Origin of the sequence: Curtobacterium sp. BNK-1 (genome assembly GCF_048685235.1) — a bacterium.
GTDB classification, from domain to species: Bacteria; Pseudomonadota; Gammaproteobacteria; order Enterobacterales; family Enterobacteriaceae; genus Pantoea; species Pantoea agglomerans.
In genome coordinates this window covers 63,137-75,856 of record NZ_JBLQTJ010000002.1, presented here as the reverse complement: position 1 = coordinate 75,856, position 12,720 = coordinate 63,137, and the positions used below count along the sequence as shown (strand labels likewise).

At 51.0% G+C, this 12,720-nt stretch carries 12 protein-coding genes; 6 read left to right on the top strand and 6 right to left on the bottom strand.

What is annotated here, in order from left to right; all coding sequences use genetic code 11:
- Position 1: 1 nt before the first annotated feature.
- Positions 2-1,138, bottom strand: coding sequence for a UDP-4-amino-4-deoxy-L-arabinose aminotransferase (gene arnB, locus ACMGGP_RS19385; protein ID WP_154210936.1), 1,137 nt, complete (start codon positions 1,136-1,138; stop codon positions 2-4).
- A 667-nt stretch (positions 1,139-1,805) separates the two neighbouring features.
- Between arnB and ACMGGP_RS19380 the strand changes: the two genes are divergently transcribed.
- Positions 1,806-2,414, top strand: a complete 609-nt coding sequence (locus tag ACMGGP_RS19380; protein ID WP_250489541.1) for a YceI family protein — start codon at positions 1,806-1,808, stop codon at positions 2,412-2,414.
- Positions 2,415-2,436: 22 nt separating this feature from the next.
- Here ACMGGP_RS19380 and ACMGGP_RS19375 read toward each other — a convergent pair whose 3' ends face one another.
- From ACMGGP_RS19375 to ACMGGP_RS19360, 4 genes are all read right to left on the bottom strand, one after another.
- The gene (locus ACMGGP_RS19375) at positions 2,437-3,222 is read right to left on the bottom strand and encodes an anti-sigma factor family protein (RefSeq protein WP_201500440.1); all 786 of its coding nucleotides are present in this window, start codon (positions 3,220-3,222) and stop codon (positions 2,437-2,439) included.
- Complete coding sequence (locus ACMGGP_RS19370; protein ID WP_187492299.1) at positions 3,219-3,719, bottom strand: RNA polymerase sigma factor; 501 nt, start codon at positions 3,717-3,719, stop codon at positions 3,219-3,221. The genes ACMGGP_RS19375 and ACMGGP_RS19370 overlap by 4 nt, the downstream gene beginning before the upstream one ends.
- Positions 3,720-3,755: 36 nt before the next feature.
- A complete protein-coding gene (locus ACMGGP_RS19365; RefSeq protein ID WP_010257155.1) occupies positions 3,756-4,292 on the bottom strand; it encodes a tetratricopeptide repeat protein in 537 nt (178 codons plus the stop codon).
- A 143-nt stretch (positions 4,293-4,435) separates the two neighbouring features.
- Positions 4,436-5,449 carry a Gfo/Idh/MocA family protein gene (locus ACMGGP_RS19360; protein WP_498798741.1) on the bottom strand — a complete coding sequence of 338 codons (1,014 nt, stop codon included), beginning with the start codon at positions 5,447-5,449 and terminating at the stop codon, positions 4,436-4,438.
- A gap of 108 nt (positions 5,450-5,557) precedes the next feature.
- Between ACMGGP_RS19360 and ACMGGP_RS19355 the strand changes: the two genes are divergently transcribed.
- The 3 genes from ACMGGP_RS19355 to ACMGGP_RS19345 all read left to right on the top strand — a co-directional run bounded on the left by ACMGGP_RS19355 (position 5,558) and on the right by ACMGGP_RS19345 (position 8,052).
- Positions 5,558-6,568 (top strand): LacI family DNA-binding transcriptional regulator, encoded by a 1,011-nt coding sequence (locus ACMGGP_RS19355; RefSeq protein ID WP_033781102.1) that lies wholly within the window; start codon positions 5,558-5,560, stop codon positions 6,566-6,568.
- Positions 6,569-7,170: 602 nt separating this feature from the next.
- On the top strand, positions 7,171-7,614 hold the full coding sequence (locus ACMGGP_RS19350) for a PACE efflux transporter (RefSeq protein ID WP_033744181.1): 444 nt from the start codon (positions 7,171-7,173) through the stop codon (positions 7,612-7,614).
- Positions 7,615-7,848: 234 nt separating this feature from the next.
- Positions 7,849-8,052, top strand: a complete 204-nt coding sequence (locus ACMGGP_RS19345) for an Hha/YmoA family nucleoid-associated regulatory protein (protein WP_010257166.1) — start codon at positions 7,849-7,851, stop codon at positions 8,050-8,052.
- 537 nt (positions 8,053-8,589) lie between these two features.
- Here ACMGGP_RS19345 and ACMGGP_RS19340 read toward each other — a convergent pair.
- Positions 8,590-8,802 (bottom strand): putative hemolysin, encoded by a 213-nt coding sequence (locus ACMGGP_RS19340; RefSeq protein WP_228312813.1) that lies wholly within the window; start codon positions 8,800-8,802, stop codon positions 8,590-8,592.
- 658 nt (positions 8,803-9,460) lie between these two features.
- Between ACMGGP_RS19340 and ACMGGP_RS19335 the strand changes: the two genes are divergently transcribed.
- Positions 9,461-12,358: an autotransporter outer membrane beta-barrel domain-containing protein gene (locus tag ACMGGP_RS19335; RefSeq protein WP_498798740.1), complete on the top strand. Its 2,898-nt coding sequence runs from the start codon at positions 9,461-9,463 to the stop codon at positions 12,356-12,358.
- Between the two features lie 40 nt (positions 12,359-12,398).
- Positions 12,399-12,716, top strand: coding sequence for a NirD/YgiW/YdeI family stress tolerance protein (locus tag ACMGGP_RS19330; RefSeq protein ID WP_033760000.1), 318 nt, complete (start codon positions 12,399-12,401; stop codon positions 12,714-12,716).
- The last annotated feature ends 4 nt before the right edge of the window (positions 12,717-12,720 follow it).

The window sequence follows — 12,720 nt, the reverse complement described above, 5'->3', positions numbered from 1 at the left end:
CTCAGGCTCCGGCAATGTCATGTAAAGCCTGAATCACACGTTCGACATCCTGATCCGTCATTGACGGAAACAGTGGAATCGAACACATCTGCTGGCTGTTAAGTTCACTGGCGGGAAGACGTAAATCGGGATAGTGCTCGCGATAATATTTATGGGTATGCGCCGCACGGAAATGCAATCCGCTGCCGATATCCCGCGTCTTCAGTGCCTGCATAAAGGCATCGCGCGACAGACCGCAGCGCTGTTCATCAATGCGAATAATAAACAGGTGCCACGCATGCTGATGTGGCCAGGCGGGCAGTGACAGCGGCGTGAACGGAAGCGTGCGCAGCGCTTCAAGATAGCGTTCGGCAATCTCACGGCGGCGGGCAATAAAGCCCGGCAGTTTCTGTAACTGCACCAGCGCAATCGCCGCGCTGATATCGGGCAGATTGTATTTAAAGCCCGGCATCATGACTTCCGCCTGCGGCAGACGTCCCTGGGTCTGACGATCAAACGCATCTACTGCCAGGCCATGAAACTTCAGGCTGCGTATACGATCGGCGAGAGTGGCGTCATCGGTCACCACCAGGCCCCCTTCCGCGCAGGTGATATTCTTGATGGCATGGAAAGAGAAAATCGCCGTGCCGCGATGCCCGACCGGTTTTTGGTAATAAGTGGTACCCACCGCGTGAGCCGCATCTTCAATAATGGCGATGCCATGCTGTTGAGCCAGTTGATAGATTGGCGCGAGATCGGCAGGTACACCAGCGTAATGCACCGGAATAATCGCGCGGGTGCGGGGCGTAATCGCCTGCGCTATCCGGTCCGGCGTGACCATCAGGTTGTCGGGATCCACATCAATCATCACCGGCGTGGCACCCAGAAGCGTGATCAGGTTCAGGGTAGAGACCCAGGTCATGGACGGCGTGATCACCTCATCGCCAGGCCCGATCCCCATCGCCATCAGCGTGACATGCATTCCGGCAGTGGCAGAGCTTACTGCAATGGCGTGCTGGTTGCCGGTCATCTGAACAAAGGCCTGCTCCAGTTCGGCGCATTTTGCGCCGGTCGTTATCCAGCCAGAGTCAAATACCGCTTTAACAGCAGCCAGCTCTTCATCACCGAATGAAGGCCGGGAAAATGGCAAAAAATCCATGCTAAAACTCCTGCAGATCAAACCCATAAGCTGTCGCGCGTTGTTAATCAGGCACAACGCCGGAAAATAATTGAAATAGCGAATGACTCACAGTCGGCCAGGGTGTTATCGACACCACGCTTTCCCGTTCTGGAATTAAGGTTACCGGACTGCTAATACAAACTACCGTATGAAAGTTAACTGAACAGTAAATGAAGAGTGTGAATTGAAATAAAATCAAGGGAGAGCAAGTTAAGGATTTCAGAAAAAGTTCACTATAAAATGGCTAATAATAGCTCTGACCTCAACTCTTTTTGATTTATTGATATTTTGTTTAAAATCAGCAGGCTCTGTCAGTCACCAGAGCAGGGTTCAGCTCATCCGGATGAAGTCACTTCTGGAGATAAAAATTAACACGCTGATATTGCTGGGCTAAATTCAGCCTGCTACTCACAGTATCACATAGAAAAAAATAGCGCTCCGCTCATATCAGGAGAATCACAGATTAATAAAGCCGTCTTAATGTATTCTTAATATTTTTCGTTATTAATGTTCTGCCCTTGCAATAATCATTACACTTTGGTGATTCTCAGGTGACAGTCAGTTAATATCTGTCAGATTATCTGTGCCTGTAAGGTAAAAACAGTGCTAAAAAAAGTGAATAGGATCGCGGTTTCAGGCGTTAACGTTGGGTCTGCCTAAAAAAGAGAAAATAGTGATGATGCGTGCCGCCTGTTTATGCACTCTGTTAGCCCTGCTCAGCCCGGTGCTTTACGCCGCGCCGGTAACCTATGCCATTACCCCCGATAAAACGTCGATAGGCCTTTCATGGCGCGCCTTTGGTCACCAATTTTCGCAGGCCAGACTGCAGGGTGTGACCGGTACGGTGACACTCAATCCTGATGAAGACCGTGACGATCATATTGAAGTGACTATTCCGGTAGGGACGCTGGTGGCCTCGAACAGCCTGTTAACCTGGCAACTGAAAAGTAACCTGTTTTTTGATGCAGAGCGTTACCCAAACATTCACTTTGTCAGTAGTCGCGTGGCCTCACTGGGTGGCGGCAATTATCGTATTTTTGGTGTGCTGACGGTTAAAAATGTCAGCCGGCCAGTCGTGATGCTGGCCTCGCTGGACAGCGGAAAGACAATTGATCCGGCTTCAGGTTCGCTGGCGCTACATGCCTCCACCGCCATCTCCCGCTCAGCCTTCGGAATGGATCGGCTGGTCGGGGTGGTTGATGATCGCGTCAACATTGCGCTGGCCATTGCCGCGCAGGGCAGAAAGCCGCTGTAGCGGTAACCGCTGAAGGGTCCGATTAACTGAGTGCTGTCTGCAATGTTTCCGCTGTGGCAGCCAGTTGAGCCGGTGGGTTGCGGCCAATCAGCACATATTGATAGCCGTCACGCTTCCACCAGGCCAGTTGCATGCCATGGCGCTTTTCATGGGCGATGGGATTCGCGCTGTCCGGCTCAGGCGAGATACAGAGCGCCATCGGGCCATAATCAGCATGCAGCCAGGCGATTTGTGCAATCGACGTCCGTTCGTAGCGCAGGATCCGCACCATTTTCAGTTCAGCCCCTGGCAGGCTGAGTTGCTGTTGATGCAGCTGCAATCCTAAATCGAGTCGGGTACGGTCCAGCCCCCTTTGCAGCATGGCGGCGTCATCAGGCGTATCGGCCAGCGTTTCAGCACTGTAGAGCGACATATAACGCGCCTCCAGATCGCGGATATTCTGGCTTTCATCTTTCTCATCATCTTCCGGTCTTGCCAGGAAACCGATGCCACTGCCCACCAGCAAAAAGCTGACAGACGCAGCAATCAGTGCCCGACGGCTGTAGCCTTTGGCTGGCATTGACTCTGGTGCCGTGATGGCTGCCAGTTGCTGTGCCATTCTGGCCTGCGGTGCCTGTTCCAGCAGCGGCGCAAAAGCCTGTTCAAAATCGAGATTACTTTGCTGTAAATGCTCAACCCGTGCCGCCAGTTCGGGATCCCCTGCCATCGCCTGCTCAAACTGCACGGCTTCCTGTGGCGTCATCTCACCATCCAGCCAGGCAACGATTGCCTCATCGCGCCACGGTGGCGTAAAAGTTTCCCTGTTCATCTCCGTTTCTCCTGCGGTGCGGGCGAGGTCGCCGGCTGTCTGGCCAGCGTGGCACGTGCGGCGGCCAGACGGCTCATAATAGTGCCAATGGGAACCGAGAGCGTCTCTGCCGCCTCCTGATAGGTCAGACCTTCGACATACACCAGAAACAGTGCATTACGCTGCGCCTCGGGTAAGGCGTTAACCTGTAGCATAATGCGCTGGAAATGGCGGTTGTCGTCGCTGGTGGCGTGGTTGTCTGCGGCCAGCAGCGCATCGGGATCCACGAATCCCTGTCCCTGCCGGACCTTTCGCGCCCGTAAATCACTGGCCCAGATGGAGTGAAGGATCGAAAAAAGCCATCGATCAATGCGTGTGCCCGGCGTGAACTGCGCGCTGCGTTCCAGCGCGCGTACGCAGGTTGACTGCACCAGCTCTTCTGCCATGTCACGGTTGTGTGACAGCACATAGCCGTAACGCCAGAGCCGCGTCAGATGTTCCGCAAGGTGCTGACGGATGTCACTGTGAGTGATTTTTCGCTCCTCCCTTCCGCATCAGACCTCGGGGTGGCCATTGATCGCGGCCTGCAGATCGCGATATTCCTCGCAGTCTGTGCCACAAATCCCGGCAATGGTTTTTAACTGTTCGCGCGCCAGATCCGGACGCCCTTTGATCATCCAGGCTTCGCCCAGATATTCACGCACTTTAGCGTAACGGGGATCAAGTGCAATGGCGCGCTGATAATAGCCAATGCCCTCGTCCGTGCGGCCCAGTTTACGGGTAGCGTAACCACGATAGTTCCAGGCTTCGCGGGTATCCTGATTTTTCAGCGTATCCAGCAGGTTCAGCGCCGCCTGATATTCGCCCTTTTTCGCCAGATGCCATGCATAGCGGGTTTTATCGTCGTCACTCAGCTTGCTGGTCTTCTCAGGCACACAACTTTTAGTGTGACTGTCATAGACCTGACCTTTGGGGCAGTCAGGCGTCTTTTTATCACTGTCATTGTCGCCCATCGCCATACTCAGCGGAGAGTGCAGCATCAGCAGCAGTGCCGGAACGGCAAGCAGAGAAAAACCAGAACGCGTTGTCATAATTTATCCTTATCGGGTCTGTGAGACAGGCGATAAAGCCCGCCGGATGCAGTCCGCTAGCGCGGCGCTGTACGGTAAACAGCTCAGCGCCGGTTTCTATTCGATAAAAATAAAATTATTTTTTGCCAGGGTGCCACGCTGAATCAGAACGGTAGTTTTTCCACCGCACAGAAACGCCGTTCCGCCAGGGAGATCACCGCAGCTTCCGCAATCGCCTGGGCTTTCAGTCCATCCTCAAGGCCAGGAAGATCGTCAACCTGCTCACCGTTCAGCGATCGGATAAACGCATCCAGATGAGCATAATAAGTTGGCTGCACCCGGCTGAACCAGTCGGGCAACAAGCCGGGCTGCTGAATCTGCGCACCCTGATAGCAGCTGACGCCGCGCTGTGGCTGAGAGGCTGATTCCAGCATTCCGTGCGGTCCCATCACACTGATGCGTTCATCGTAGCCATAGCCGGTGCGGCGGGCATTATCGAGCTGTGCCAGCGCCCCGCCCTGCAGCCGCAATAGCAGCGTGCTGGTGTCCACGTCGTCAAATTCGCTGATCGAGGGCAGAGCCAGCGCTGCACCCATCGCTGCCACCTCTGTCACCTCCTCTTCAGTCAGCCAGCGCAGCAGGTCAAAAAAGTGGATAGCCTGATCGCGCATCTGTCCCCCGGACGCCTGAAGATAGGCCAGCGGCGGCATGGCTGAGGATCGGCAGACCATCTGAATCAGTTCTGCCGATCCGATCCGCCCCTGGCGGAGTTGTTGCTTCAGCTGCTGATGGCTGACATCAAAACGGCGATTAAACCCTACTGTGACCGGCACGTTGTAAGGAAGAACATTAGCCACGGCAGAGCGGGCCCGCTCAAGAGAGAGATCGACCGGTTTTTCACAGTAGATGGCTTTACCGGCGCGGGCTGCGGCTTCCAGTAAGTCAGCATGGGTCGGCGTCGCGCTGGCGATCAGCACCATACCAATCTGCTCATCATTTATCGCCTCGGTGACAGACGCGGCCCGGGCACCAAAGCGGGTCGCAAAGGCGGCGGCGCGCGCGGGATCCGCATCCGCGACCCATACCAACTCAACTCCGGGGTGCGCCTGAAGATTCGCGGCATGAACTTCACCAATAAAGCCACACCCCAGCAGGGCAACACGTTGCTTTTTATTCATTTTTTTGAACTCCATCATAGTCCGGCAGAAAGATGCATCTGCAGGATAACGCTGCGTTTTACACTGGCGGCACGGTGTTTTGAGGTGTTTACCTCAGAGGAGATCGTCATGTCGCTGAAAGAGGTCGCCCGACGGGCAGGTGTGGGACTGGCAACCGTGGATCGGGTGCTCAATGAACGTGGCGGCGTCGCGCCGGAGACGGTTCACAGGGTGCTGCAGGCAGCACGTGAAGTCGGGCTGAAGCGGATCCTGCCGGAGGAGCATCGTCATCCGTGGCAGATAGAACTGCTGCTGAGCAGCAACGATTCGTTTTTCTTTAAGCAGCTGGCACAGGATTTTACTGAGGTTGCCTCGCATCTGGGCTATCGCCGGTTAACGCTGCGCCGCACTTTTGTCCCCGAGGCTCAGCCAGAACGTCTGGCAAAGCTTATCAGGCAGGGCGGTGAGACACGGGATGGTCTGATCGTTTTTGCCCATGAACATCCGGCGATCTATGAGGCGCTGGACCATTGCCAGGCGCGTGGCGTACCGGTGATCTCGCTGGTCACCGATTTACCCGGTGCCGCCCGACTCTGTCATGTGGGGATCAATCAGTTGCAGGCCGGACGTACAGCCGCTCAGCTGATGGGCAAAATGCTGCATCAACCCGGTGAGGTGTTGATGGTCAGTGGGCACCGGGATTACAGCGCACATCGTCAGCGTATTGAAGGGTTCCGTGACCTGATAACCAGTCGGTTTCCCCATCTTCAGTTACGTGAAGTTCTGGCCGCCCAGGAAAATCGCGACACCCTCAGTAAGTTGCTGGAGAAGCAGCTGGTTCAGAGCGGTCATCTCCAGGGCATTTATAACACCGGGCTGGGGAATACCGAGATCGGGCAGGCGCTGGCACGACATCGTCGGCTGAATCAGTGCATCTGGATCACTCATGAGCTTTACGCCACCACCCGCACGCTGATGGCGCAGCAGAGCGTTGCGCTGACACTGGATCAAAACACCGGGCAGCATGCCCAGCTCGCGCTGCAGCTGATGCTGAATTATCTGGAGCAGGGAGAGAGACCCGATATCTACATTAACGGAAAAGTGGATTTCATCATTTATACGGCAGAAAACTGTCTGTAAAGATTGCCCGTCGTGTCATATCCACCGGTAAAGAAATATGCTTTACCTGCCGTCGATCATTGCATTCAGCACTATTTCCCGCGCGAGACAGTGCCCGGGAAAGTGGCTCACTGGCTCAAAAGTGCATAAAAAACAGCCTGCCACAGATAATCTGATCGCAGTGACAAGCTGAAACCGCCCCTTTATGTCAGATAAAAAATCTAACTATTATCTAAATATTAAAATATAAATCTATATATGCATTTTTTATGGTTTTAATATTCAGATGCAGAGTAATGACGTTAATATCGTATCCGACTGAACAAACAGCGAAGTGAAACGGGTGAATTAATGTGCGACAGAGGTGCGGAAACGGAGCAGGAATAACACTCGCAGTCCTGAACGGTTAGCCATTAAAAGCGTACTTTGCAGAGTTGATCAATATCAAAACTTAATGGGTTTTTATCGTCATATTCCTATTGGGTTTCACTTTCTGCCAGGTTGATGCTAAGTTCTCGTCGGTTTAAAACAGGGCAGTATGAAGAACCGTTTCACTGATATTACGGCCACCCTGAATTTTTCCTGCGCCAGTTCGGTGCCTGACTAATTAATGAGCGTATGATTTGGAAAAGTGTTTATATCCGGTGCGTACCAGAACTGAGAGAGTGCTGCACGCGGTGGTATTCGAAGTTGTCGCTAATGTGCTGGTTTTCTTTATCCTGATTATTTTTACCTCCGCAGCACCATCGCAGTCGTTGTTGCTTACATTGGTTTCATCAACTCTGGCTATGGGATGGAACTACCTTTTCAACCTGATGTTTGACAGTGTTCAGCTAAAAACAGGATTTAAAAAGAACTTGCGAGTGAGATGCCTCCATGCCGTTCTGTTTGAGGCGGGTCTGTTATTAGTGTTAATCCCCTTTGCAGCATGGTGGCTGGATATTACGCTATTCTCAGCATTGAGACTTGAATCCGGACTGGTGCTATTTTTTCTGACCTATGCTTTTCTGTTCAATTTGTTATGGGATTGGGGAAGATCAGCAAAATCAATGAAGATATTAAATTAATGTATCATGCCATTAAAATTTACTTTCAGAAATTAACCTTTCGCTTAGCCGGCTAATGGAACTTCGCGTGCGAGTGATCGCGCCCGAATGTATCCGATGCGTAAGGAAACAAGTATATCTGTTGTCAGGAGAAGCTTACTCTCGCCTGGCAGCATTGATATAACGGCGCGTCTGCATAAATTAAGTTCAGACTGCGTATAAGCTCATTTCACAGGTTAAAGCAGCAAGAATATTATGGACAAAGTCTACTATCTGAATAAGTTAAGGAACTGCCCGTCAACCGATATTCTGGATATCGTAACAAGCTATATGCGGAAAAAACTGCCTGGTGACGACCTCTCTTCATTTGAAGGCGCTTACGATCATCGTAAAGCCGAACTAATAATGAATGAAACCTACAGTGAAGTTCCTTCAGAAGTATGGAGACTGGTGTGCTGAGGCGTAAAAAGGAGGGCATGATCACTCATAACCCATTATCTGCTGAGGGCTGATCACCCTGCAGATCATCAATTCCTGATAATCCTGGCGCGATGCATTTTGATCTCCGTCGGGCAGAATCGGTGAACAGATAAATCAGAGCATCACCTTTAGTGCTGTGATGCTCTGTCATTCTCAACAAACGCACGACATAAAGCGCTGTAAGAAATAGTAAGACAAACCTGCCAGACCACTGTAAACCGTTTTAAATATGACGCCAAAACTGGCTTCATCTGTTGTATTCAGAAAAGCTCGTACAAATAATGCCTTACGGACTCACACGACTACGATAATGATTATCTGTTCAGGCGATATGCTGCCAATTTAGCTCATGCTCCACCAGCACCGATCACGGAACGGCAAATCGTGTCAGGGTGATAAAAAAGGCTGCTCAGTCGTTAAGCAAGGGTGTATTAAGCAGATTCAGATGATGCAATACCATTAAATTTAAATGTTGTTCGCCCGAACAGGGAGCATGCAGGCGAACAAAACGGGAATTCATTTCAGATGGTCACGATGATACAGAGCCCACTGCTCAATCCTTTCTCCAGAGGGTAGCAGGCAATAGGTTGTTATACCTGCCGAAGATTTTTCCTGGACCTGCTGACCACCGCGATTAACGCAATATTCACTGGCTGGATTACGCATTGTTAAACGCTGCGGTTCCTTGCTGTTCGGTGTGCAGGCGATAAGTAGTGAAGCCAGTAACATCAGTGAAACTCCTGCTAACCTGTTTGTGACGGTCATAAAACCTCTCTTAACCTTATTTTTGTGAATTAAGCATTTACCCTCCAGTGGTGTGATTAAGTCTGATAGCACAACAACGACTTTATCAGGAATCCTCCTTTCTCCTGCCACATGTTAACCTCAGGGGTGACAATCATCATGTTTCCATTCTGCCGTCCACTCTGCACTCACCACTATGGGTATCGATGCATAATTATAGCGTGCTGCCACTAAACCCGCGCTTAACAACCTCACGCGACACATAAGCAGATAGACCTTTAATGCAGTAATTAAAAAATGAATAAAGCCAAAATTAGAATGCATGTGAAGATAATTAACAAAAACCCCATTATTACAATCGATGCATTATCTTAATTTTTAATGGAAATTCATCGCGGATACGGCATCGCCTTTAACGTTTACTTAAAACAGGCACAGTTGCGATGCCTTTACATAAATCCTTTTCCCGCTGCATAATCCCGCAACATTTGTATGCGCACTGCCATTAATGGGATCAATAAAACCTACAACTTATTGGTATCGCTTAAATATCGCTGCTGCTTAACACCTGAATAACAACTCACGATTCAGGTGCCATTTAACGATCAGACTATCAATAAATTCTTAAGGAAGAGTGACTGAGATGAATAATAAATTCCCGCGAAATAAAATCGCAAAAGCATTAATGCTGGCAAGTGGGATGGGGGTTGTGCCTCTGATTAGCTATGCTGCAGTCATCGGAAGCCAGACAGGCAATGAGATCATCTTAACTGATGGCACCACGCTGATTGCCGACCAGTCATCTGGCGACGGTTATTATGGCATCCTGGTTAATGGCGCTACCGCCGCAACGGTTACCATCGGCAGCGGCAGCACAGTTCGCGTGACAGATGCTGAACGTTATGCAAAAGGGATTTTTATTGAAGCGGCAAACAGTGAATTTACTGCAGATAAGTTAACCCTCAACGTTTCCGGTAAAACAGCGGTCGGCATTGAGTTCGGCGGAAAAAATGTAACCGCCAGTTTAGGATCAGGTTCCTCGGTCACCACGGTAGCATCAGGTGATTCTTTCGCCGAGGGCGTCGTTGTCAGCAATAGTTCCTCGCTGCAGGCAAATAACCTGCAAATAAGCACCCAGGGCACTGGCGGAACGGCTCTGCGCGTCAGTGGTTACGGAAGTCACGCCAGTCTGGGCGACGACAGTAATTTACAGACGAATGGTCTTAACAGTAATGCCGTTCAGGTTGATAACCTGACCGGTGAGTCGATTAATGGCGTGGCCACGTTGAAAGCAAATGCATTGACGATCAACACCCTTGGCAATAATTCGCAGGGTATTAATATCCAGGATAATGGTTCTGTTGATCTGGGCAGTAACTCGACCATTATTACCACTGGCGATCTTTCTGCTGGCATCTGGAGCTGGGGTGAGCTGAAGGCCGATCATCTGACAATCAGTACTGCGGGTGAGACCTCTGCAGGTCTGTCAGGCCGTGACAACAGCCTGTCAAACATTGGTGCCGGTAGCGTGATCTCCTCTGATCAGACTGGCGGCATTGTGGCTATGGGCGACAATGCCATCGTTAACTTCATTGGCAGTGAAGAAGAACGCAATACGGTCTATTCAGCAGGTTTTTATGGCGTATCCGCACAGTCAATCGGCGCAACCATTAATCTGCAGAACACCGATATTATGATGAAAAATGTGGATACCATGACCCTGGGTATTTGGTCCACAAGCGGTGGCACAGTTAACGGTGATGCAGTGACCATTACCGGCCCGGAGAATGCTACAGGTGTCTTCGCCATGGCTGGTGGTAAAGCGAATCTTATAGGTGATCTGACCATTGATATGGGCTCTCCGAATGGGATAGCCATGGCTACGCAATATGATGATGGTTATGCAGCAGGTGTCATCACCACCGACGGAAAAGCGCAGATCGTTGGTAGCGTTTTATCCCGGGCCGGACTCATCGACCTCAATCTGACATCGGGTTCACTCTGGTCTGGCAGCGCCAGCAGCGATAACGTCAATAATGGCCATCTGAACGTTAATCTGACCGACAGCACCTGGAGTGTATCGCGAACATCCAATGTCGATAATCTGACATTGAGTAACTCGCTGGTTGACCTCTCTGCAGCCTCGGATGACGCAACCTATTCAACATTGACTATCGCCAACCTCAGCGGCAGCGGCGACTTCGCCTTGCGCACCAATCTGGCAGGCGATGGTGCTGGCGTGAATAACATTGGCGATAAAGTTGTGGTGACAGAGAGTAGTTCCGGTGATTACGGTCTGACCATACAGAACCGCGGCAGTGCCGTCACCACTGGCAACGAAGTACTGACTGTGGTTGAAACGACTGATGGCATCGCCACCTTTAAAGGTAACGCCGACGTGGAACTTGGTGGCTATGTTTACTCGGTCAATAAGCAAGGCAACAACTGGGTACTCTCCTCACCTAAAGCACCAGAAACCCCTGAAGCAGATGATCCGGCCGTTATCCCTGCGGATGAGCCTGCCGCGACTCCTGCTAATGAGCCTGCCGCAACTCCTGCTAATGAGCCTGCCGCGACTCCAGCCGATAACGGTGGTACGGCGCCTGCCGGGCAAGACAACGCAACTTCCCCTATTACCAGCACGGCCAACGCAGGGGCTAACTTCCTCAACACTGGCTATCTGATGAACTATGCCGAAATGCAGACGCTGATGCAGCGTATGGGTGATGTTCGTCAGGGTAAGACAGCCGGGAATGTCTGGCTGCGCGCTATAGATGGACGGTTCAGCGGCTTTGATAATGGCAAGCTGAGCCGTTTCAGCCTGAACTACACCGGTTATCAGTTTGGGGTCGATAAACGTTTGTCCGATGAAATTCCGATCTATCTGGGCCTGTTCATGGGGGTAACTGAAGGATCGCCTCATTACCAAAATGGTAACGGCAACATCCGTTCTGAGCATTATGGCTTCTACACCACCTGGGTAAATGATGCCGGTTTCTATGTTGATGGCGTTGTGAAAGTCAACCGGCTGAGGAATCAGTTCAATGTTCACGATACACAGAATAACCAGGTATCCGGTAACGGTGTCTCTTCAGGTCTGAGCGGATCGCTTGAGGCGGGCAAAAAGTTCAGCTTCTCTGATCGGCTGGCAGGTTTTTATCTTGAACCGCAACTACAGCTGACAGCAGGTCATCAGGATGGTGCTTCCGTAGGTGCGTCTAATGGTCTCAATATCACACTTTCAAGCTACAAATCACTGATGAGCCGGGCAAGCGTGCTGGCAGGGTATGAAATCAATCAGAGCAATTACAAACTCAACACCTATGTAAAAACGGGTGTAATGCGCGAGTATGCCGGGGATGCTGCTTATGCTCTGAACGGATCAAATGAACGTCTTTCCTTTAAAGGAAATGGCTGGAATAACGGCGTCGGCCTGAGTGCCCAAATCAGCAGCCATACGCTCTTCCTGGAGGCAGATATGGTAGACGGAAAACGTTTTAACCAACGTCAGGTTAATGCTGGCTACCGTTTTAGTTTTTAGAATCAACGTGCAGCAAGCGCTCGTATAACAGGAGGTGTTAATGAAAAAAACATTATGGATGCTGCTGGCCTTGATCTGCTCAGGATCCGCTTTCGCACGGCAGGAGTCCACCATCGCAGAAGCAAAAAACATGCGAGACGAACGTCATGTTACCCTTACCGGTACGATTAGTGGACGGGCTGACGATGACCACTACTGGTTACAGGACTCAACGGGTCGTATACGTATTGATGTCGACGAGGATGACGAAGACGACGACGGCTTCCTTATTGGTAAAAAGGTACGGATAACGGGTGAGGTAGATCGCGATGACGGTCATAGCGAAATCGATGTTGATCGGCTCTTCATTCTGAAATAATTCC